A 21,554-nucleotide genomic window follows, 5' to 3' on the forward strand; every position below is an offset into this window, starting at 1 on the left:
CAGTCTGGCGCGCGGCGGTCAAGGCTCGTCGCTGCGCAGCGCCTCCGTGACGAACTCGCGCAGGGAGAAGAGGATCTCCTCGCTCGAGCGGCCGCTCGCCTCGACGAGGCGGCCGGTCAGCCAGGTGAGGCAGATGACCGCGGCGCCGGCGACGTCCGAGGAGGTGGGCACGACGACGCCGTCCTCGTCCAGCACGCCGTTCTCGATCGGGCTCAGCGCGCGCTCGAGGACGGCGCGGTTGACGGTGCCGGTCGCCTCGCCGTCGTAGGACGCGGAGCTGTCGATCAGGGCCTGCGCGGCGATCATCGCGGCGCGGGGGATGGGCAGCGGATCCATCGGGGTCTCCGATCGCGAGCGGGAGTGTCGGGTGCGCCCATGGTGCTCCTCCGCCGGGCTCGCGTCCATCGCCCCTTGACGGCGTCGTCCACAGCGGCAGTTCTCCGTCGAGTGTCCACAGACGGGGCGACACGACCGGCCGTCGCACCGGCTCGGGCATAGCCTCGGGGGATGGAGAAGTCGACGCCCTCAGCCGTGCCCGGGAACGACCCGGAGCAGGACGAGACGATCGACCCGCAGGACCGGACGGACCCGCAGGACCCGACGGACGAGACGACCGAGCCGGACGAGCCGACCGAGCACGACGAGCCGGTCGAGCACGACGAGAAGATCGACCGCCACGCCCTGAGCGAAACCGGCCAGTACCAGACCGGAATGGCGCTGCGGCTGCCCCGGCAGAAGCCCGAGTTCGACGTCGAGGCGCCGATCCTGTCGCGCGTCGAGGCGCTGGTGCGCCGCTGGCTGGTGCGCAGCCGGGCGTTCCCGGTCGACCCCGCGGCGCAGCGCCTCGCCGGTGTCCTGCAGGATCCGAACGGTCTCGACTTCACGGTCGGCTTCGTCGACGGGGTCGCCCGCCCGGAGGACCCGGTGGTCGCGGCCGAGAACCTCGCCGCGCTGACCGCGAAGACCCCCGCGTTCCTCCCCTCCTACCTGCGCGCCGCGGTCGCGACCGGCGGCGCCGTCGGCCCGGTGCTGCCGTGGGTCGTCGTCCCGGCGGCCCGCCAGGTGCTGCGCCGGATGGTGGGCCACCTCGTCGTCGACGCCTCCGACGCCCGGCTCGGCTCGGCGATCCGCCGGCTGCGCGAGGGCGGCGACCGCCTCAACCTCAACCTGCTCGGCGAGGCCGTGCTCGGCGAGCGCGAAGCCGACCGGCGCCTCGAGGGCACCCGGCGGCTGCTCGAGCGCGACGACGTCGACTACGTGAGCATCAAGGTCTCCAGCATCGCCAGCCAGCTCTCGATGTGGGCGTTCGACGAGGCCGTCGACCGCGTCGTGCAGCGGCTGACCCCGCTCTACCAGTTCGCTGCGGCGAGCCCGGAGCCCAAGTTCATCAACCTCGACATGGAGGAGTACAAGGACCTCGACCTCACAGTCGCGGTGTTCCGCCGTCTCCTCGAGCAGCCGGGGATGCAGCAGCTCGAGGCCGGCATCGTGCTGCAGGCGTACCTCCCCGACGCCCTCGGCGTGCTGGCCTCGCTGACGGAGTGGGCGACCGAGCGCCGGCGGCTCGGCGGAGCGCCGATCAAGGTCCGCGTGGTGAAGGGCGCGAACCTCGCGATGGAGCGGGTGGACGCGGCGATCCACGACTGGCCGCTCGCGACGGTCGGCAGCAAGGCCGAGGCCGACACGAACTACAAGCGGCTGCTCGACTACGCGCTGCGGCCCGAGCGGACGGACGCGGTCCGGATCGGCGTGGCCGGTCACAACCTCTTCGACATCGCCTGGGCCTGGATCACCGCGAACGAGCGCGGCGTCGCCGACGCCGTCGACATCGAGATGCTGCTCGGCATGGCGACCGGTCAGGCGCGCGCCGTCCGCGAGGACGTCGGCCGGCTCCTGCTCTACACGCCGGTCGTGCACCCGCGCGAATTCGACGTCGCGATCTCGTACCTGATCCGCCGCTTGGAGGAGAACTCCAGCCCGGAGAACTTCCTCTCGGCCGTCTTCGAGCTCGAGGACGAGAGCGTGCTGCAGCGCGAGCTCGGCCGCTTCCGCGCCTCGCTCGAGGCGCTCGACGACACGGTGCCGACCCCGAACCGCACCCAGGACCGCCTCCGCGAGTGGTCGTCCGGCTCCGGCCTCCGCCTCGTGCGCGAGCACGCCGGCGCCGGCGCCCGCGTGCAGGACCCCGCCGCCGAGGGTCTCACCGAGGCGGTGCTGGGGCTGCGCCGCGGCTCCGGGGCCAGCGCGGCGACCAGCGCCTTCCGCAACGAGCCCGACACCGACCCGGCGCTGCCGGGCAACCGCCGCTGGGCCCGGCTGATCACCGATCGCATCGCGCGATCGACCATCGGCACCCTCGCGGCCGACCGCGCCCGGATCACCGACGCGGCGGAGCTGCAGGAGCTGCTGCGCCGGGTCGCGCTCCGGGCGGAGCGCTGGGGCGAGCGCCTCGGCTACGACCGCGCCGCGATCCTCGACCGCGCGGGCCTCGCCCTCGCGGCCAACCGCGACCGGCTGATCGAGGTGATGGCCTCCGAGACCGGCAAGACGGTCGCCGAGGCCGACCCCGAGGTGTCCGAGGCGATCGACTTCGCCCACTACTACGCCACCCGCGCCCGCGAGCTGGACGCCGTCGGCGGCGCGACCTTCGTGCCCGAGCGGGTGACCGTGGTCGCGCCGCCGTGGAACTTCCCCGTCGCGATCCCGGCCGGCTCGATCCTCGCGGCGCTCGCCGCGGGCTCCGGAGTCGTCGTCACGCCGGCCCCGCAGGCCCGGCGCTCGGCCGCGGTGCTCGTGGAGGCGCTCTGGGACGCCGGGATCCCGCAGGACCTCGTCGCGCTCGTCGACCTCGACGAGGAGACGCTCGGCCGCGCCCTGATCACCGACCCGCTGGTCGACCGGGTGCTGCTCACCGGCTCCTACGAGACGGCGAAGCTCTTCCGCTCCTGGCGCCCCGACCTGCCGCTGCTCGCCGAGACCAGCGGCAAGAACGCGATCGTCGTCACCCCGCACGCGGACTACGACCTCGCCGTCGCCGACATCGTGCGGAGCGCCTTCGGGCACGCCGGGCAGAAGTGCTCGGCCGCCTCCCTGGTGATCCTCGTCGGCTCGGTCGCCCGCTCGAAGCGGTTCCGCGCGCAGCTGGTCGACGCCGTGACGTCCCTCCGCGTCGGCTGGCCGAGCGACCCGGCCGCCGCGATGGGCCCGCTGATCGAGAAGCCGACCGGCAAGCTCGCGCACGCGCTGACCACCCTCGGTGCGGGGGAGTCCTGGCTCGTCGAGCCGAAGCGCCTCGACGACACCGGGCGGCTGTGGTCACCGGGCGTGCGCGAGGGCGTCACCGAGAACAGCTACGCCCACCTCACCGAGTTCTTCGGCCCGGTGCTCGGCATCATGCACGCCGCGACCCTCGAGGACGCGATCCGCCTGCAGAACGCCACGGACTACGGCCTCACCGCCGGGCTGCACTCGCTGCACTCGGACGAGCTCGCGCTCTGGCTCGACTCGGTCGAGGCCGGCAACCTCTACGTCAACCGCGGCATCACCGGGGCGATCGTCCGCCGCCAGCCGTTCGGCGGCTGGAAGCGCTCCTCGGTCGGCGGCGGCGCGAAGGCCGGCGGCCCGAACCACCTGATCGGGCTCGGCTCGTGGAAGCCCTCGCCGGCCCGCCCGTCGACGACCCTGCACCTCCGGGGCCTCGACGACCGCGCCCGGCAGTTCATCGAGGCCGCGCAGTCCTCGCTCCAGTTCGAGCAGTTCGACCTGCTGCGCCGCTCCGCGCTCTCGGACCAGCTCGCCTGGGCGACCGAGTTCGGCGTCGTCACCGACATCTCGAAGGTCGGCGTGGAGCGCAATCTGTTCCGCTACCTCCGGGTGCCGGTCGCCGTGCGGCTGGCCGACGGCGGCGACCTCGGCGAGCTCCTCCGCGTCATCGCCGCCGCGCTGCTCGTGCGGGCGCGCCTGGACGTCTCGACGTCGATCCCGCTGCCGCCCAAGGTCGCCGGGATGCTCGCCGGCGACGAGCTGCTCGAGATGGCGGGCCTGGCGCCGAAGGTGGTCGTGGAGTCGGACGCGCAGTGGCTCGCCCGCGCCGCGGCCGGCCGGATCACCGCCTCACGCATCCGGATCGTCGGCGACATCGTCTCGGACCGGGTCGACGAGTTCGGCGGACCCCAGGGCGGCACCGCGCCGTCGCTCGGCCCGGACTCCTCGATCGAGGCGCTGCAGAGCGTCCGCGACTCCACCCGCTCCTTCACCGACGTGGTCAGCGGCATGACCCGCGGCAGCACCGGCAAGCCCGTCCCGCTCGTGCGCGCGGACGGCTCGCGGGTGCCGCTGTCGACGGCGCTCGCCGAGGCGCTCGGCGGCTCGCCCGACGTCGCGATCTACGCCGACCCCGTCACTCCGGCCGGCCGCGTGGAGCTGCTGCCCTTCCTCCGGGAGCAGTCGATCTCGATCACCAACCACCGCTTCGGAGCGTCGATCGACCTGTCCGACGACGTCGTCTGAGCTTGATTCCGAGCCGCCCCCTGTGCGGCTCGGCGCGGTCGGCTCGCGAGGGGGGCGCGTTCCAGGGAGCGGGGGGCGTTCGGCTTCGCGGATTCGCTGGCACGCGAATCCGCGGATCGCCTTGGGAGTGGGCGTCGATCCGGAGGCGGGATGTGGCAGGGGTCTCCTCGCTTGCTTACTTGTCGCGGCAACAAAGCTGTAGGGTGGGGGGATGGATGACGGGGGAGCGGCGGGTGCGGCGGGTACGCGCTGGCTCACGCAGGAGCAGCTGGCGGCGTGGCTGCGGTTCGTCGCGGTGGTCGAGCTGCTGCCCGGCGCGCTCGACACCCAGCTGCAGCGCGACGCGGGGCTGACGCACTTCGAGTACATGACGCTCGCGATGCTGTCGGAGGCGCCCGACCGGGCCCTGCGGATGACGACGCTCGCCGCCCGCACGAACGCCACCCTCCCGCGGCTCTCGCACGTCGTCACCCGGCTCGTCGCCCGCGGCTACCTGGAGCGCCGGCCGTGCCCGACCGACGGGCGCGCGACCAACGCGGTGCTCACGGATGCCGGGCTGCAGAAGATCGTCGACACGGCCCCGGGTCACGTCGCGACGGTGCTCGCCGACGTCATCGACCCGCTCGACGCGGAGCAGATCCCGCAGCTCGCCGACATCATGACGCGGATGCTCACCCGCCTCGATCCGGAGGGCCGGATGACCGTCGACGCCGTGCGCTCGGCGCTCGGCGATCCCGGCCGGCAGGACGGCGAGGACCCGGCCGACCGCGACTGCTGAGCCCCTGGCGGGCATCCCCATCGCGTGCCATCCTCGTCCCGTGCGCTACACGACGACGCTCTTCCAGATCGGCAACAACACCGGCATCGAGGTGCCGCTCGAGGTGCTCGACGCCCTCGGCGGCGGCAAGCGGCCCGCGGTGAGCGTCGTCGTCAACGGCTACGCCTTCCGGGGCACGGTCGGCGCGATGGGCGGCCGTGCGCTGATCTCCTTCTCGTCGGAGAAGCGCGCCGCGACCGGTCTGGCCGGCGGGGACGCGATCGAGGTCGATCTCGAGCTCGACTCCGCCCCGCGCACGGTCGCCGTGCCGGAGGACCTCGCCGTGGCGCTGAGCGCGGCCGGAGCCACCGCCGCCTTCGACGCCCTCTCGCCGAGTGCGCGGAAGGCCCACGTCACCGCCGTCGAGGGCGCGAAGGCCGCTGAGACGCGGGCGCGCCGCGTCGCTGCGGTCGTCGCGAAGCTCGACTTCTGACGCCGGTGGATCTCGATACGCCCGCTGCGCGGGCTACTCGATCAGCATGAGTGCCGCTGGGCGGGCTCCTGCACCACGACGGCGGAGGGGTGGGGCGTCCGCCCCCGGAGTAGTCACAGCGGCTGACGCGCGGTGCGTCATGCGGTCGATAGGCTGCCGATCGGCGCGCCACGGGGGAGTGCCGCAGGGCGCACGGGCGCCGGAGTCGGGGGACAGACATGGGTGCGGTTCGACGATGGGTGTTCCCGATCCTCTGGCTGGTGGTCATCGGGGCCGTCGCGGTCGCGCTGGTCAAGATCGCGTTCTTCCCGGACGGGTCCGCCGAGGCCGACCCGACCGTCCCCACCGGTGAGCTGACCGAGCCGACCGTCGTCGTCGGCCGCGGCACCGTCACCAACGACCTCACGCTCCAGGGCACCGTCGCCGCCGACCCGGCCGTGCCGGTCAAGGCGACCGCCGTCGGCACCGTCGACGACGTCTACATCACCCAGGGCGCGACCGTCGCCTCGGGCGACCTCATCTACGACATCCGCGTCGAGACCGTGCGCGATCCCGTCGAGACCACCGGCGCCGACGGCCTGGTCACCGTCACCCAGCCGCCGCCCTCCGTCCGCTTCGAGCGCGTCTACGCGCCGGCCGCCGGCGTGCTCAGCGCCCTCGGCGTCATCCACGACCAGGCCGTCGCGGTCGGCGAGGTCACGGGCCAGGTCGCCCCGCCGACCTACGCCGTCACCGGCTCGATCGACGCCGAGCAGCTCTACCGGATCCAGAACCGGCCGACCGAGGCGCAGATCGCCGTCACCGGCGGGCCGGCCGCCTTCACCTGCACCGGGCTCACCATCACCACCCCGCTCGCCGGCGAAGGCGAGACGCCCGCGGGCGAGACCGGCGGCACGGGCGCGACCGGCGGATCCGGCACCAGCTTCCGCTGCCAGGTCCCGGGCGAGGTGACCGTGTTCCCCGGCCTCGCCGCCACCGTCACCCTCGCGGGCGGCCTCGCCGAGAACGTGCTCGTCGTGCCGACCACCGCCGTCGAGGGCACCGCCGAGTCGGGCGTCGTCTACCGCCTCGCCGAGGACGGCTCGACCGAGGAGGTCCCGGTCACCCTCGGCCTCACCGACGGGATCAGCATCGAGGTCACCGGCGGCGTGGACGAGGGCGCCGAGATCCTGCAGTTCGTGCCGGGCGCCGCCGCGGGCGAGGGCGAGCAGCTCGAGGGGAACTGCGTGCAGAACGCCGACGGCTCGGTGTACTGCTCGTGACGGACGGGCTCGTGACCGACGGGAAGCGCACGATCCTGCGGCTCGAGGGGATCCGCAAGGTCGTCCCCCTGCCCGACGCACCCCCGCTGACGATACTCGACGGCGTCGACCTGGAGGTCGGCGAGGGCGACCACGTCTCGGTCGTCGGCCGCAGCGGCTCCGGCAAGTCGACGCTCCTGAACATCCTCGGCCTGATCGACGAGCCGACCGAGGGGCGGATGCTGCTCGAGGGGAAGCCCACCGAGTCGCTCTCCTCGCGGGCCCGCGCGCGGATCCGCGGCGGCAGCATCGGCTTCATCTTCCAGCAGTTCAATCTGCTCGAGGGCCGCACCGCCCGCGAGAACGTGATGACGCCGCTGCTCTACGCGACCGGCACCGAGTTCTGGCGGCGGGCGTCGCTGGCCGCCGAGATGCTGGAGCGGGTCGGGCTGGGGCACCGGGTCGACTCGATGCCCGGCCGGATGTCCGGCGGCGAGCAGCAGCGGATCGCCATCGCGCGCGCTCTCGTCCGCCGTCCGCGGCTGATCCTCGCCGACGAGCCGACCGGCGCGCTCGACACCGACACCGGGGAGAGCGTGATGAGCCTGCTCGACGAGATCGCCCAGGAGTCCGGCTCGGCCCTGGTCACCATCACCCACGACCCGGCGATCGCGGCGCGCGCCGAGCGGCACTACCGGCTCGACCACGGCAGGCTCAGCGCCTCGACGTCCGCGACCGCCGCCCCCGCGACGAGCTCGGGGCGGCACTGATGGGCGGCCTCACCGGCGTCGTCGGCGCGATCGTCGAGGCGTGGACCGAGCTGCGGATCCACCGCGGCCGCGTGCTGCTCTCGCTGATCGGCGTGGCGGTGGCCGTCGCGGCGCTCACCGGCGTCGTCGCCGCGGGCGGGATCGCCCGGCAGGCGAACATCGAGGTCTCGGAGCGCAGCGGCGGCCGGCCCGCGAGCCTCTACATCAGCGCCTACACGACCGGCCCCGAGGGCGTCGTCGACCCGGTCGTGATGCAGAACGCCTGGGAGAAGGTGCTCGAGCGCTACCGCATCGACTACGCGAGCCGCACGACCTACGGCGGCACCCGCGTCCAGTTCACCGACGGCGCGGTCGACGTCGGGATCACCGCGGTCGACCAGCCCTACGCGGAGATGCACCGGGTGGAGCTGACGAGCGGCAGCTGGTTCGCCGAGGGCGACGAGCGGCGGCTCGCTCCCGCTCTCGTGATCAACGAGGTCTTCTGGGACCGCCTCGGGCGCCCGGACCTGCGGACCCACCCGACCGCGACCCTCCTCGGCGGCGAGCACGACACGACCGCGGTCGTGATCGGGGTGACGCCCTCGAACCAGTACGACACCACTCCGAGCGCGATGATGCTCGTCGACGCCTACTCGGCCGTCGCGCCCGAGGCGGACCCCGCGTTCGGCGGGCCGCAGCTGCCGAACTACGAGATGTGGGTGCCGCTCGAGATCGCGGACCCGCTGATCGAGGCCGTCAAGCGCGACGTCACCGCGGCCCTCGGCCCGGGCTTCGAGGCGGACGTCTACCGGCAGGACTACCTCAGCTACGACTCCGACCCGTTCGCGGTGCTGACCTGGGTGATCGGCGGTGTCGCCGGCCTCGTGCTGGCGCTCGGCGCGCTCGGACTGCTCAACATCGCGCTCGTCACCGTGCGGCAGAGGATCCGCGAGATCGGCATCCGGCGCAGCTTCGGCGCCTCCTCGGGGCGGATCTTCTTCTCGATCATGATGGAGAGCGTCGTCGCGACGGTCGTCGCCGGCGTGGTCGGCGTGACGATCGCGGTGATCCTGGTGACGAACCCGTGGACGGTCGCGCTCGTCAAGGAGAACGGGATCAGCGACATCCCGCCGTTCCCGGTCGAGGCGGCGCTGCTGGGGCTCGGGGCGGCGACGCTCGTGGGCGCGCTGGCCGGGCTCGTGCCCGCGATCGTGGCGGTCCGGGTGAAGGTGATCGACGCGATCCGGTACTGAGCTCCGGAGGCGCGTGCCGGCTCAGGGCAGGGTGAGCACCAGCTCGTCGCCGTCGCGCTCGACGCCCGCGTCGGAGTAGTGCGGGATCCGCGGGAGCCCGCGGGTGGTCTCGGACTCGTGCGCGCCGACGACGACGACGCGCATGCCGGCGGCGAGACCCGCGAGGATCCCGGCCTCGGCGTCCTCGAAGACGACCGCGTCGGCCGGGTCGACCCCGAGGAGTCCGGCGGCGGCGAGGTAGCCGTCGGGGGCCGGCTTGCCGTGCACGACGTCGTCGGCGGTGACGACGGCGGCGGGGGAGGGGACGCCCGCGGCGGCGAGGCGACCGGCGGCCAGCGCGGGGCTCGCCGAGGTGACCAGCGCGACGCGGTCGCGGGGAAGCGCGGCGAGGAAGGCGACGGCGCCGGGGATCTCGACCGTGCCCTCGGTGTGCTCGAGCTCGTAGGCGTTCAGCTCGTCGACGATCCCGGCGACGTCGCTGCCCGCGGGAGCGAAGCGGCGGACGCTGTCCTCCGCGCGGACCCCGTGCACGGCGCCGAGGACGACGGCGGGGTCGAGGGCGAAGCGCTCGGCGAAGGAGCGCCAGATCGTCTCCACGATCGCGGTGGAGTCGACGAGGGTGCCGTCCATGTCGAAGAGCAGGGCGCGGGCGCGGAGGAGGTGCGGCATCCGTCCATCCTGGCGGAGGTGGGCGCACGGCGTCCGCTCAGGCGCGGCAGAGGCCGCGGCAAGGCCGCGCCCAGGTGCGACCGGGGATCGCGGCGATACGCTCGTCTCCGATGGCGGGCAGAGCGCCCGAAGGGGAGCGGAGGACGCGATGACGGACGACCAGGGCGGCAACGAGCACGGCGACGACCGGAACGGCGAGCAGGAGCGGGGCGCTGCCTCGGCCTCCGGACCGCGCGCCGGCTGGTACCCGGATCCCGCGGGCTCACCGCGCCAGCGCTGGTGGGACGGCCAGGGCTGGACCGACTCGCTGCGCGACGCCCCCGCCGCGGCTCCCGCTGCCCCGACCCCTCCCGCTGCGCAGAACGCACCGCAGCCGCCCGCGGCGCCGCAGGCGCCGATCGTGCCGCCCGTCTCCGGGCCCGCCTACGGCGAGACCTCGAGCGGCCAGGCCACGAGCTACGGGCAGTCGGCGTCCGGTCAGTCCGCGCCCGAGCGCGAGATCCCGCAGCAGCCGCGGTACGGCGAGCAGACGCCGCAGCAGCCGTACGCTCAGCAGCCGCAGTACAGCCAGCAGCCCCAGTACGGCCAGCAGCCCCAGTACGGCCAGCAGCCGTCACAGGAGTACAGCCAGCAGTACCCGCAGCAGTACGGCCAGCAGCCCGGCCAGCAGCCCGCCTATGCCGGCCGCCCCGCGCCGCAGCCGCGCGACCCGAGCATCGTCACCAGCACCCCGTGGATCTGGGTCGTCGTGCTCCTGCCGCTGCTGTCGGCGCTGTCGATCTTCCTGCTCTCGCCGGGGGCCATCGCCGACTCGGCGGTCTCGTCGACCTACGGACCGCGAGCCTCGATGGGGATGTCGACCGCCTACCTCGTCGGGCTCGGCGCCGTCCAGGTCGTCGGCTTCCTGATCTACGCGGCCGAGGTCGTCTTCGCGTTCCTCGACTACCGGCAGCTGAAGAAGGCCGGCGTGCAGCGCCCGTTCCACTGGGCCTGGGCGTTCCTCGCCGCTCCGTACGTCTACGTGATCGGGCGCAGCGTCGTCGTGAAGCGCGTGACCGGCGGGGGCCTGCTGCCGCTGTGGATCTTCCTCGGCGTGGTGGCGGTCTCCTTCATCATCGCGATCGGCTGGACCGCGGCGCTGTTCTCGGAGATGATGCAGACGTTCCCGAGCTCGGGACTCTGATCCTTCGCGGGACTCTCGCCCGCTGAGATCCGCGAGACCGGGGGAGGCCCACTGTGATCAACGGCGACGTGTCGTTCTGGTGGGCCTCCCTCGGTCGTTCCACGCCCCGGGCCGCGCTTCCCGGTCCGCTCGATGTCGACGTCTGCATCGTCGGCGCCGGCTACACCGGCCTGTGGACGGCGTACTCGCTCGCGAAGGCCGACCCGTCGCTGCGGATCGCGATCCTCGAGCAGCGCTTCGCCGGCTTCGGCGCCTCCGGTCGCAACGGCGGCTGGCTGACCAACGAGATCACCGGCGGCGTCGCCTCCTACTCCCGGACCCACGGGAGCGAGGCGGTCGACCGCTTCCAGCTCGCGATGAACGAGACGGTCGACGAGGTGATCGCGGCCGCGGCCGCCGAGGGGATCGACGCCGACATCGTCAAGGGCGGCGAGTTCCAGGTGGCGCGCGGCGAGGCGCAGCGGGCCCGGCTCCTGGCCACCGCGGCGGCGGCCCGTGCCCGCGCTCACACCGACGTCGAGCTGCTCGACGAGCGGGAGACGACCGCGCGGATCGCGGTCAGCGGCGCGTCGGCGGGCCTCTGGCACCCGCACTGCGCGCGCCTGCACCCCGCGAAGCTCGCGGCCGGGCTCGCCCGCACGGTCGAGGCGCTGGGCGTGCGGATCTTCGAGGACACCCGGGTGGAGGAGATCCGACCCGGCGCGGCCGTCACACCCCGCGGGGTCGTCCGCGCGCCGATCGTGCTGCGCGCGACCGAGGGCTTCACCGCCGGGCTCTCCGGCCACCACCGCGAGTGGCTGCCGATGAACTCGTCGCTGATCGCGACCGAGCCGCTCGCGCCCGAGGTCTGGGACGAGATCGGCTGGGCCGGCCGCGAGACCCTCGGCGACGCGGCGCACGCCTACATGTACGCGCAGCGGACGGCCGACGACCGGATCGCGATCGGCGGGCGGGGCGTGCCCTACCGCTTCGGCTCCCGGATCGACCGGGACGGGGCGACCGACCCGCGCACGGTCGGCCGGCTGCGCGAGATCCTCGAGCGGTTCTTCCCGGTGCTGCGCGGCGTCGGGATCGAGCACGTCTGGTCCGGCGTGCTCGGTGTCCCGCGTGACTGGCACGCGACCGTCGGGCTCGACCGCGCCACCGGTCTCGGCTGGGCGGGCGGCTTCGTCGGCACCGGCGTCACTGCGACGAATCTCGCCGGGCGCACGCTGCGCGACCTCGTGCTCGGCGAGAGCACGGCGCTCACCGAGCTGCCGTGGGTGGGCCACCGGGTGCGGCCGTGGGAGCCGGAGCCGCTGCGCTGGCTGGCGGTCACGTCGCTCTACCGCGCCTACGGCCTGGCCGACGCGGCGGAGGCGCGGGGCCGGGCGACGACGTCACCGCTCGCAACGCTCGCCGACGTGGTCGCGGGCCGCTCGCACTGAGGCGGGAGCGCTCTTGCTAGGCCTCGCCGCGCTGGATCAGGCGGGAGAGCACGATCGCGGAGCGGGTGTGGTCGACGTTCGGCGCGATGCGCACCTTCTCGAGGGCGAGCTCGAGGCTCGGGATGTCGCGCGAGCGGATGTGCACGATCGCGTCGGCCGAGCCGGTGACCGTGCCCGCGTCGACGACCTCGGGGACGGCCGAGAGGATGCGGCGCAGCTCGTCGGGGGCGACCGTGCCGCGGCAGAACAGCTCGACGTAGGCCTCGGTGGCCATGCCGTCGACGGCGGGGTCGACCTTGATCGTGAAGCCGCGGATGACGCCGTCGGCCACCAGCCGGTCGACCCGGCGCTTCACGGCGGACGCGGACAGCCCCACGACACCGCCGATGTCGCCGTAGCCCGCGCGGGCGTTCTGGCGCAGCAGATCGAGGATCTTCCGATCGATGTTGTCCATGCGTCGAGCCTAGGGGCGGGGTCGGAGCCGCGCCGGGCACCCGCGCGATCACGGCGGGTCCGCGCCTGATCACGGCGGGTCTCGATACGCCCTGCGGGGCTGCTCGACCAGCACGAAAGGCGCGCCGGCGCGCACGAGCGCCACATCATGCTGATCGGGCGGGCCGCGGAGCGGACCGCTCCATGCTGATCGAGTAGGCCGCGGAGCGGGCGTACCGAGATCCACCCGCGTCAGACGGACGAGTCTGCAGACCCGCCCTGCTGAGGGCGGCGGGTCTCGATGCGCCCCTGCGGGGCTGCTCGACCAGCATGACTCGGCGCGGGGGAGGGAAGGGTAGCCTTGCCTTCTGCCGAGCGAGGAGAGGGAGGCGCCGCATGCCCGCCTTCCTGGACGAGCTGGGGTTCGCGGAACTGCTCGCGGCGCTGTTCGTCATCGTGCTGGTGCGGGCGCAGGCGACGTACTGGGTCGCGCGGGCGGTCGTCACCGGGGCGGCCTCGCGGCGGTGGGGGCGGTGGCTGGAGTCCCCGGCGCTGAAGCGCGCGTCGGCACTGCTCGCCCGCTACGGCGCGCCCGCGGTCACCGTGAGCTTCCTCACCGTCGGACTCCAGACGATGATCAACGCGGCGGCCGGAGCGGCCCGCATGCGCTTCGGCGTCTACCTGCTCGCGATGCTGCCGGGCTGCGCGGCCTGGGCGCTGATCTACGCGACAGTCGGCTTCGCCGTGCTCTGGGCGGTGATCGGCGCCGCGGCCGGCTCGCCGCTCGGCGTCGCGGTCCTCGTCGCGCTCGCGGCCGCGGTCGTGACGGCGGTCCTGCTGCTCCGCCGGCGCGGCATCGCCCGCTGACAGCCCCGCCAAAGTACCTCGGCACAGCACTGGCCAAAACACCTCGCTCGGCTATATAGTTGCACTCGGTCAATAGTTGACCGCTGTCAACTAGTACCGCCGCATCGCCACCGGTGCCGCACGTGAACAAGGAGCCGTATGTCCCGCGCAGAGCGCACGCGCACTCGAGAAGAGCGCACCACCCCCACCGGCCCCGACGGGGCCATGTCCCACCGCCAGGTGCTCGAATCCCTCAGCGGACTGCTGCTGGGCATGTTCGTCTCGATCCTCGCGGGCACGGTCGTGTCGACCTCGCTGCCGCTGATCATCTCCGACCTCAAGGGCGACCAGAACGCCTACACCTGGGTCGTCACCGCGACGCTGCTCGCGACCACCGTCTCCACCCCGCTCTGGGGCAAGTTCGCCGACCTCTTCAACCGCAAGCTGCTCATCCAGCTCGCGCTCGCGATCTTCGTGATCGGCTCGGCCGCGGCCGGGTTCTCGCAGGACACGAACATGCTGATCGTGTTCCGCGTCTTCCAGGGCCTCGGCGCCGGCGGACTCGCCGCGCTGAGCCAGATCATCATGGCCGACATCATCAGCCCCCGGGAGCGCGGCAAGTACGCCGGCCTCTTCGGCGGCGTGATGGCCATCGGCACCGTCGGCGGCCCGCTGCTCGGCGGCGTCGTCACCGACGCGTTCGGCTGGCGCTGGAACTTCTTCATCGCGCTGCCCGTCGCGATCGTCGCGATCATCCTGCTCCAGGTGACGCTGCGCCTCCCCGCGCACCCCAAGCGCACGGTCAAGATCGACTACCTCGGCGCGGTCCTCATCGCCGGCGGCGTCTCGCTGCTGCTGATCTGGGTCTCGCTGGCCGGCAAGAACTTCGAGTGGGCCTCGTGGGAGACCGCGGTCATGGTCGGCGGCTCCGTCGTGCTGCTGGTCGCCGCGGTGATCACCGAGCTCACCGTCGCCGAGCCGATCATCCCGATGGGGATGTTCAAGAACCGCACCTTCAGCCTCGCCGTCGTGGCGAGCATCTCGGTCGGCGTCTCGATGTTCGGCGTCGCGGTCTTCCTCGCGCAGTACATGCAGCTCTCGCGCGGTGCCACGCCGACCCAGTCGGGTCTGCTGACGATCCCGATGATGGCCGGACTGCTGATCGCGTCCACCATCTTCGGCGGGATCATCTCGCGCACCGGCAAGTGGAAGGCGATCATGGTGACCGGCGGCGTGCTCGCGGTCGTCGGCACCTTCCTGCTCAGCACCCTGCGCTACGACACGAACCTCGTGCTGGTGGGCGTCTTCATGGCGATCCTCGGCGCGGGCCTGGGCATGCTGATGCAGAACCTGGTGCTCGTCGTGCAGAACTCGATCGACATCAAGAACCTCGGCGTCGCGACCAGCGCGGTCACCTTCTTCCGCAGCCTCGGCGGCACCGTGGGCGTCTCGGTGCTGGGCTCGATGCTCGGCACGGTGATCGCCGACCACATCAAGACCGGCATCGCCGGCCTCGCGCCGGCCGACCAGGCGATCGCCGCCCAGGCGCTCGGCAGCGGCACGATCCCGCAGGTCAACACGCTCCCGGACGCCGTGCGCGTCGTGGTCGAGAGCGCCTACGGCATCGGCGTCGGCGACGTCTTCCTCTACAGCATCCCGCTCGCCGTCATCACGCTGATCGCGGTCCTGCTGCTGCCGAACGCGCCGCTCGGCACGATGAACGCCGTGCAGCGCAAGACGGAGCCCTCGGGCGTCGTCGCCGGCGCGGAGGACGCGCTGATCGCGGCCTCCGACGGCCAGGCGGGCCTGCGCCCGGTCGGGCAGAGCGTCCGGAGCGACAGCGCGGTGCACGCGGAGGACGCCGTCCACGACGACAGCTCGCACGGCCGCCACGCGGCTCCCGTCGCCCACGCCCGGCACGCCGCGACCACCACCGGCGCGATCGACGTGGCCGAGCGCCCCTGATGACCGCCGCACCGGCCGTCCCGACCGCCGCCCCGGCGAGCGCGCTGCTCCAGGTCGAGGAGCAGATCACTGCGCTCGCCGTGCAGGTCCGGACGGCCGTGCGCGACGCGGCGGCGAGCATCGACCCCGGGCTCCCGCCGTTCGGGCTGCGGCTGCTCCGGATGCTGGAGCGCTGCGGTCCCGTGCACTCGAGCGTCGCGGCCGAGCGCCTCGGCGTCGACCGCAGCGTGATCAGCCGGCAGATCCGCCAGCTCTGCGCGCTGGAGCTGGTCGGGACCGCCCCCGACCCGGCCGACGGCCGCGCCCGCTTCCTCACGCTCACCGAGCACGGCCGCGAGCGGATGGGGGACCTGGGCGGGCAGCAGCGCCAGTGGATGCAGGAGGCCCTGAGCAGCTGGCCCGAGGCCGATCTGCTCGCCTTCGCCGGCTACCTCGAGCGGCTCACGACCGCGGACTGACCCCGGTCGGCCCGTCGGCCGGCGACCCCACCAGCGCCGCCACGTGCACGACGAAGGCGCGGCGGCGCTCGCGGGTGCCGTCACCCCCGCGCTGGGCGAACGGCGTCAGGTGCCAGATCTCGCAGAGCCCGAGCAGGGCGATGAAGAGGTCCTCCGCCGACCAGCTCGCGTCGACGATCCCCGCCTGCTGCCACTCGAGCACGCGGGCCTCGGGAGCGGGTCGGCTGCCGAGGCGCTCGCCCGCCTCCTCCCAGACGCCGCCGCCCTCGAGTCGTGCCCAGGTGAGCAGGCGGAGGAACTCGGGGCGGTCCCAGACGTGGTCGAACATCCGGCCGGCGAGGTCCGGCAGGTCGGCCGCCTCGGCGAGCAGTGTCGCGTCGAGCGCCTCCAGGGCGCCGACCACGGTCGAGACGAACAGGCCGCGCTTGCCGCCGTAGTAGGCGTAGAGCCGCTCCTTGTTCAGGCCTGCCGCCGCGGCGACCCGGTCGACGCGCGCTCCGGCGAAGCCGTGCTCGGCGAACTCGGCCGTCGCGGCGCGGAGGATGCGCTCGCGGGCGGGGACCGCCGCATCGTGCTCGATCTTCTTCTCGCTCACGCTCACACCTCCGGGCGCTCGAACTGTACACTCGTCGATGCCCAACCAACCAGTTGGGGTGGTTCAGCCCCAGAGACGCGGCTCGGATCCGGACCCGCCGGTCCCGCTCCCTCCGCTTCGAAAGGCTCAGCAATGCCCGCGCCCTCCTCCTCCCGCCGCTGGTGGGTCCTCGTGATCCTCGCGATGACCCAGCTCGTCGTCGTCCTCGACGGCACGATCGTCACCATCGCCCTGCCCGCCGCGCAGGCCGACCTCGGCCTCACCGACGTCGAGCGCCAGTGGGTCGTCACCGCCTACGCACTCGCCTTCGGCGCCCTCCTCCTGCTCGGCGGCCGCATCGCCGACTACACGGGCCGCAAGCGCACCTACCTCATCGGCATGGTCGGCTTCGGCGCGGCCTCGGCCTGGGGCGGCGTCGCCTCCTCCGGCACCGAGCTGATCGCCGCCCGCGGTCTGCAGGGCGCCTTCGCCGCGCTGCTCGCCCCGGCCGCCCTCGCGCTGCTCACCGTCTCCTTCCCGGGCGGGCGCGAGCGCAACACCGCCTTCGCGGTCTTCGGCGCGGTCGCCGGAGCGGGCGCCGCGGTCGGCCTCGTCCTCGGCGGTCTGCTCACCGAGTTCGCCGACTGGCGCTGGTGCCTCCTGGTCAACGTCCCCGTCGTGCTGGTCGGCGTCGTCGCCGGCGCGCTGCTGGTGACCGAGAGCCGCGCCGAGGGCCGCAACCGCTTCGACATCGCCGGCACGATCACCGTCGCGCTCGGCCTCGCGAGCCTCGTCTACGGCTTCACGCTCGCCGAGCAGGGCTGGCTCCGCGTCGACACCCTCGGCTTCCTGCTCGCCGGTGTCCTGCTGCTCGCGGTCTTCGTCCGCATCCAGGCCCGCTCCGACCACCCCCTGCTGCCCCTGCGCATCGTCACCGACCGCATCCGCGGCGGCGCGTTCCTGATCCAGGCCATCGTCGGCAGCGTCATGATCGGCTCGACCCTCTACCTCACGCTGCACCTGCAGCTCGTGCTCGGCCTCGCGCCGCTCGAGGCCGGCCTCGCCAACCTCCCGATGACCGTCACGATCATGATCGTCGCGGGCATCGCCACCAAGCTGCTGCCGACCGTCGGGCCGCGCCTGCTGATGATCGTCGGCCCGCTGATCGCGGCCGCCGGCCTGCTCTACCTCAGCCGCATCACCGCGGACGGCTCCTACCTCGTGCAGGTGCTGCCCGGCCTGATCCTGCTCGGCGTCGGCATGGCGATGATCTTCGTGCCGGTGCAGAACGTGGCGCTGACCGGGATCGCCGGCCACGACGCCGGTGCCGCGGGAGCGACCGCCAACGCCGCGATGCAGATCGGCGGCTCGATCGGCCTCTCCGTCTTCACCACGATCTACGCCGGAGTCGCGGGGGAGCAGTCCTCGCCGGTCGCCTTCGTCGACGGCTACTCCGCGGTGTTCGTCGCGGCGGCCGTCGGCCTGGTGCTCGCCGCGGTCATCGCGTTCACGATGATCCGGATCAAGAGGGAGCAGTTCCTCGCGCAGGCTCCGCGGGAGGCCGTCGCGCACCTCGGCTGATTAGGCTGGAGAGGACATGCGCGCCCTCACCGACCAGCAGATCCGCGACTCCTTCGTGAACGCCTCACGCAAGGAGGTCGCGGATCTCTCGCTCCCCGCCGGCTTCGACGACCTCGACTGGGAGTCGTTCGACCATCTCGGCTGGCGCGACAAGAAGATCGGCCGCCGCGCCTACGTCGTCGTGCCGCTCGAGGACCGGCTGGTGGGCGTCCTGCTCCGCCAGGCCGACGCGAACCCGCGCTCGCGGGCGCAGTGCTCCTGGTGCCGCGACATCCGCCTGCCCAACGACGTGGTCTTCTTCGGCGCGAAGAAGGCCGGCCCGGCCGGGCGCGCGGGCGACACCCTCGGCACGCTGGTCTGCGCGGACTTCCAGTGCTCGGCGAACGTCCGCACCCGGCCCTCGGTCGCCTACGTCGGCTTCGACGTCGAGGCGGCGAAGGCCGAGCGGATCGCGACCCTGCGTGCGAAGACGACCGGCTTCGTCCGCGAGGTGCTCGGCGAGAGCTGAGCCGCCGCCCTCAGCGCCGCCGTCTCAGCGCCGCGTCGACGCGCGGACGTGCATCCGCTCGCCCTGGCGCCCGAACAGGCTGAGGAACTCGACCTGCTGCTCGTCGGCCCGGCCGAACCAGTGCGGCACCCGGGTGTCGAACTCCGCGGCCTCGCCCGCCGGCAGGACGATGTCGTGCTCGCCGAGCCGCAGCCGGAGCCGCCCGCTGAGGACGTAGAGCCACTCGAAGCCCTCGTGGGTGCGCTGCTGCTCCGGCGCGGGGATCGGTCCGGCGGGGATCGTGGTCTTGAAGGCCTGCAGGGCGCCGGCGTCGCGGCTGAGCGGCTGGATCCGCATCCCGTGCCGGGTGAACGGCCGGCCGTGCACGCGCGGGTCCTCGGGCGCGGCGCCGACCAGCTCGTCGAGCGGCGTGCCGAGGGCGCGGGCGATCGGGAGCAGCAGCTCGAGCGTCGCGCGCCGGCCGCCGCTCTCCAGACGGGAGAGCGTGCTCGCGGAGATGCCGGTCTCCGCGGCGAGCGAGGCGATCGTGCGGTCGCGGCGCAGGCGGAGGCGCTTCAGCCGCGGTCCGACAGCGGCGACGATCTCGTCGTCGGAGGGAGTGTCGTGCTCGGGGTGCATGCCCCGATCCTGGCACGCGGGCCGCGCGGTCGTGCTGGAACGGCACGGATCCTCGACGGACCGCCGCCGCCGCCGGATGCTCGGGACATGACCGCTTCAGACCTCCCCGACGTCCTCATCGCCGGCGCCTCCTTCGCCGGCCTCGCCGCCGCCACCGCCCTCGGCCGCAGCCTCCGCGACGTGCTCGTCGTCGACGGCGGGCCGCCCCGCAACGCGCCCTCACCCGGCGCCCACAACGTGCTCACCCGCGACGGCACCGCGCCGGTCGAGCTCGCCCGCCTCGCCCGGATCGAGGCCGAGGGCTACGGAGTGCGCGTCGTCCCGGGGCGGATCGTGTCGGCCTCGACCGCCGACGGCGGCGTCACCGCGACCCTCGCCGACGGCACCGTGCTCCGCGCCCGCCGCCTGCTGCTCGCCAGCGGCTCCACCGACCGCCTGCCCGGGATCCCGGGGCTCGCCGAGCGCTGGGGCCGCGACGTGCTGCACTGCCCGTACTGCCACGGCTTCGAGGTGCGCGGGCGCCGGATCGCGGTGCTCGGCAGCGGCTTCTCCGGCCACCAGGCGCAGATGTTCCGCCAGCTCAGCGACCGGTTGTCGATCCTCACGAACGGCGTCTTCGCGCCGGGGGCGGAGGAGGCCGAGGGACTCGCCGCCCGCGGCATCGAGCTGATCGACGGCGCCGTCACCGAGGTCCTCGTCGAGGACGACCGCCTGGTCGGCGTCGTCGTCGACGGCCGCCGGATCGAGCTCGACGCGCTGGTCGTCGGCCCCCGCGTCGAGGGCAACCTGCCCGACGGCCTCGGCCTCGAGCTCGTCGACCACCCCTCCGGCGCCGCCCGGCACCTCACCGTCGACCCGATGGGCCGCACCACCGCGCCGCGGGTCTTCGCCGCCGGCTCGCTGGTGGAGCCGATGTCGCAGGTGATGGCGGCGGCCGCCGACGGCCTGCGCGTCGCCGCCGCGATCAACTACGACCTCATCGAGGAGGAGATCGCCGCCGCGGTCCGCGCCACGAGGGGCTGACCGGCGCTCGGGGTCGTCGGCCGGTGAATACTGGACCGATGACCCCGCCGCGCCCCCTCGAGCAGTCCTCCAAGCTCCGCAACGTCCTCTACGAGATCCGCGGCAAGGCGCTCGTGGAGGCGTCGCGGCTGGAGAGCGAGGGGCACCGCATCCTCAAGCTGAACACCGGCAACCCGGCCGGCTTCGACTTCGAGGCGCCGCACCAGATCGTCCGCGACATGATCGCCGCGATGCCCAGCGCGCACGGCTACAGCGACAGCCGGGGGATCCTCTCGGCCCGCCTCGCGGTGACCTACCGCTACGAGGAGGTCCCCGGCTTCCCGCCGGTGGATCCGGAGTGGGTGTTCCTCGGTAACGGGGTGTCCGAGCTGATCACGATGACGCTGCAGGCGCTGCTCGACGACGGCGACGAGGTGCTGATCCCGGCGCCCGACTACCCGCTCTGGACGGCGATGACGAGCCTCGCCGGCGGCACCGCGGTGCACTACCGCTGCGCGGAGGACGACGGCTGGCAGCCCGACCTCGAGGACATCCGCTCGAAGATCACCGCGCGCACCAAGGCGATCGTCGTGATCAACCCCAACAACCCCACCGGCGCCGTCTACACCCGCGAGGTGCTCGAGGGGATCGTGGCGCTCGCCGAGGAGCACTCGCTGCTGCTGCTCGCCGACGAGATCTACGACCGGATCCTCTACGACGACGCCCAGCACATCCCGCTGGCGTCGCTCGCGCCCGACCAGCTCTGCCTCACCTTCAACGGGCTGTCGAAGACCTACCGCGTCGCGGGCTACCGCTCCGGCTGGCTCGCGATCACCGGGCCGCGCGAGCACGCCGCGGGGTTCCTCGAGGGGATCACCCTGCTCGCCTCGACCCGGCTCTGCCCCAACGTGCCGGGGCAGTACGCGGTGCAGGCGGCGCTCTCGGGCGTGCAGTCGATCGAGGCGCTGATCGCGCCGGGCGGGCGGCTGCGGCGCCAGCGCGACGCCGCCTGGAAGGGGCTGCAGGCGATCCCCGGCGTCTCCTGCGAGCTGCCGATGGGGGCGCTCTACGCGTTCCCGCGGCTCGATCCGGAGGTGCACGAGATCCGCGACGACGGGCGGCTCGTCTACGACCTGCTGCTCGCGGAGCACATCCTGCTGGTGCCCGGCACCGGCTTCAACTGGCCGACGCCCGATCACCTGCGGATCGTGACGCTGCCGGAGGAGCGGGTGATCTCGGAGGCGATCGAGCGGCTGGGGAACTTCCTGTCGTCGTACACGCAGTAGCCG

The 21,554-nt window shown here is 73.4% G+C and carries 20 protein-coding genes; 15 read left to right on the forward strand and 5 right to left on the reverse strand.

Translation table 11 applies throughout. The features are described 5' to 3' along the window. Positions 1 to 18: 18 nt before the first annotated feature. Positions 19 to 336 (reverse strand): hypothetical protein, encoded by a 318-nt coding sequence (locus tag MT355_RS16925; protein ID WP_123701821.1) that lies wholly within the window; start codon positions 334 to 336, stop codon positions 19 to 21. A gap of 375 nt (positions 337 to 711) precedes the next feature. Here MT355_RS16925 and MT355_RS16930 point away from each other — a divergent pair, with 375 nt between their 5' ends. The 6 genes from MT355_RS16930 (at position 712) to MT355_RS16955 (ending at position 9,002) form a co-directional block, all read left to right on the forward strand. Beyond that, the gene (locus MT355_RS16930) at positions 712 to 4,509 is read left to right on the forward strand and encodes a bifunctional proline dehydrogenase/L-glutamate gamma-semialdehyde dehydrogenase (protein ID WP_123735561.1); all 3,798 of its coding nucleotides are present in this window, start codon (positions 712 to 714) and stop codon (positions 4,507 to 4,509) included. A 211-nt stretch (positions 4,510 to 4,720) separates the two neighbouring features. Further along, on the forward strand, positions 4,721 to 5,287 hold the full coding sequence (locus MT355_RS16935; protein ID WP_123734904.1) for a MarR family winged helix-turn-helix transcriptional regulator: 567 nt from the start codon (positions 4,721 to 4,723) through the stop codon (positions 5,285 to 5,287). 40 nt (positions 5,288 to 5,327) lie between these two features. Continuing rightward, positions 5,328 to 5,759 carry a DUF1905 domain-containing protein gene (locus tag MT355_RS16940; protein WP_243600454.1) on the forward strand — a complete coding sequence of 144 codons (432 nt, stop codon included), beginning with the start codon at positions 5,328 to 5,330 and terminating at the stop codon, positions 5,757 to 5,759. Between the two features lie 239 nt (positions 5,760 to 5,998). Then, positions 5,999 to 7,021 (forward strand): efflux RND transporter periplasmic adaptor subunit, encoded by a 1,023-nt coding sequence (locus MT355_RS16945; protein ID WP_127888392.1) that lies wholly within the window; start codon positions 5,999 to 6,001, stop codon positions 7,019 to 7,021. 11 nt (positions 7,022 to 7,032) lie between these two features. Beyond that, complete coding sequence (locus MT355_RS16950) at positions 7,033 to 7,770, forward strand: ABC transporter ATP-binding protein (RefSeq protein ID WP_123735562.1); 738 nt, start codon at positions 7,033 to 7,035, stop codon at positions 7,768 to 7,770. Next, complete coding sequence (locus tag MT355_RS16955) at positions 7,770 to 9,002, forward strand: ABC transporter permease (protein WP_132434806.1); 1,233 nt, start codon at positions 7,770 to 7,772, stop codon at positions 9,000 to 9,002. The genes MT355_RS16950 and MT355_RS16955 overlap by 1 nt, the downstream gene beginning before the upstream one ends. 21 nt (positions 9,003 to 9,023) lie before the next feature. Here MT355_RS16955 and MT355_RS16960 read toward each other — a convergent pair whose 3' ends face one another. Then, entirely contained in the window at positions 9,024 to 9,671 is a 648-nt protein-coding gene (locus MT355_RS16960) for an HAD-IA family hydrolase (RefSeq protein WP_132434804.1), read from the reverse strand. Between the two features lie 148 nt (positions 9,672 to 9,819). Here MT355_RS16960 and MT355_RS16965 point away from each other — a divergent pair, with 148 nt between their 5' ends. Together MT355_RS16965 and MT355_RS16970 are read left to right on the forward strand one after the other, a co-directional pair. Then, a complete protein-coding gene (locus tag MT355_RS16965; RefSeq protein ID WP_243600455.1) occupies positions 9,820 to 10,854 on the forward strand; it encodes a DUF2510 domain-containing protein in 1,035 nt (344 codons plus the stop codon). Between the two features lie 53 nt (positions 10,855 to 10,907). Then, positions 10,908 to 12,281: an FAD-binding oxidoreductase gene (locus MT355_RS16970; RefSeq protein ID WP_243600456.1), complete on the forward strand. Its 1,374-nt coding sequence runs from the start codon at positions 10,908 to 10,910 to the stop codon at positions 12,279 to 12,281. 16 nt (positions 12,282 to 12,297) lie between these two features. Here MT355_RS16970 and MT355_RS16975 read toward each other — a convergent pair whose 3' ends face one another. Next, a complete protein-coding gene (locus MT355_RS16975) occupies positions 12,298 to 12,735 on the reverse strand; it encodes an Lrp/AsnC family transcriptional regulator (protein ID WP_055786568.1) in 438 nt (145 codons plus the stop codon). A 374-nt stretch (positions 12,736 to 13,109) separates the two neighbouring features. Between MT355_RS16975 and MT355_RS16980 the strand changes: the two genes are divergently transcribed. From MT355_RS16980 to MT355_RS16990, 3 genes are all read left to right on the forward strand, one after another. Continuing rightward, positions 13,110 to 13,580, forward strand: coding sequence for a DedA family protein (locus MT355_RS16980; protein ID WP_243600457.1), 471 nt, complete (start codon positions 13,110 to 13,112; stop codon positions 13,578 to 13,580). Positions 13,581 to 13,784: 204 nt separating this feature from the next. Further along, entirely contained in the window at positions 13,785 to 15,524 is a 1,740-nt protein-coding gene (locus tag MT355_RS16985; protein WP_243600604.1) for an MDR family MFS transporter, read from the forward strand. Continuing rightward, entirely contained in the window at positions 15,524 to 15,982 is a 459-nt protein-coding gene (locus MT355_RS16990) for a MarR family winged helix-turn-helix transcriptional regulator (RefSeq protein WP_243600458.1), read from the forward strand. The genes MT355_RS16985 and MT355_RS16990 overlap by 1 nt, the downstream gene beginning before the upstream one ends. On the opposite strand, the gene MT355_RS16995 is transcribed toward MT355_RS16990, so the two are convergent. Beyond that, positions 15,966 to 16,577 (reverse strand): TetR family transcriptional regulator, encoded by a 612-nt coding sequence (locus MT355_RS16995; protein WP_185020073.1) that lies wholly within the window; start codon positions 16,575 to 16,577, stop codon positions 15,966 to 15,968. The genes MT355_RS16990 and MT355_RS16995 overlap by 17 nt on opposite strands. Before the next feature lie 132 nt (positions 16,578 to 16,709). Here MT355_RS16995 and MT355_RS17000 point away from each other — a divergent pair, with 132 nt between their 5' ends. Both MT355_RS17000 and MT355_RS17005 read left to right on the forward strand, forming a co-directional pair. Next, positions 16,710 to 18,137, forward strand: a complete 1,428-nt coding sequence (locus tag MT355_RS17000) for an MFS transporter (protein ID WP_243600459.1) — start codon at positions 16,710 to 16,712, stop codon at positions 18,135 to 18,137. Between the two features lie 16 nt (positions 18,138 to 18,153). After that, positions 18,154 to 18,645, forward strand: a complete 492-nt coding sequence (locus MT355_RS17005) for an FBP domain-containing protein (RefSeq protein WP_243600460.1) — start codon at positions 18,154 to 18,156, stop codon at positions 18,643 to 18,645. 24 nt (positions 18,646 to 18,669) lie between these two features. On the opposite strand, the gene MT355_RS17010 is transcribed toward MT355_RS17005, so the two are convergent. Beyond that, complete coding sequence (locus MT355_RS17010) at positions 18,670 to 19,263, reverse strand: helix-turn-helix domain-containing protein (RefSeq protein WP_133960689.1); 594 nt, start codon at positions 19,261 to 19,263, stop codon at positions 18,670 to 18,672. A gap of 87 nt (positions 19,264 to 19,350) precedes the next feature. On the opposite strand from MT355_RS17010, the gene MT355_RS17015 reads away from it, so the two are divergent. Continuing rightward, the gene (locus tag MT355_RS17015) at positions 19,351 to 20,286 is read left to right on the forward strand and encodes an NAD(P)/FAD-dependent oxidoreductase (protein ID WP_243600461.1); all 936 of its coding nucleotides are present in this window, start codon (positions 19,351 to 19,353) and stop codon (positions 20,284 to 20,286) included. Positions 20,287 to 20,324: 38 nt separating this feature from the next. After that, on the forward strand, positions 20,325 to 21,551 hold the full coding sequence (locus MT355_RS17020) for a pyridoxal phosphate-dependent aminotransferase (protein ID WP_123733405.1): 1,227 nt from the start codon (positions 20,325 to 20,327) through the stop codon (positions 21,549 to 21,551). The last annotated feature ends 3 nt before the right edge of the window (positions 21,552 to 21,554 follow it).

The organism is Rathayibacter sp. VKM Ac-2929, assembly GCF_022815495.1.
Taxonomy (GTDB): Bacteria; Actinomycetota; Actinomycetes; order Actinomycetales; family Microbacteriaceae; genus Rathayibacter; species Rathayibacter festucae.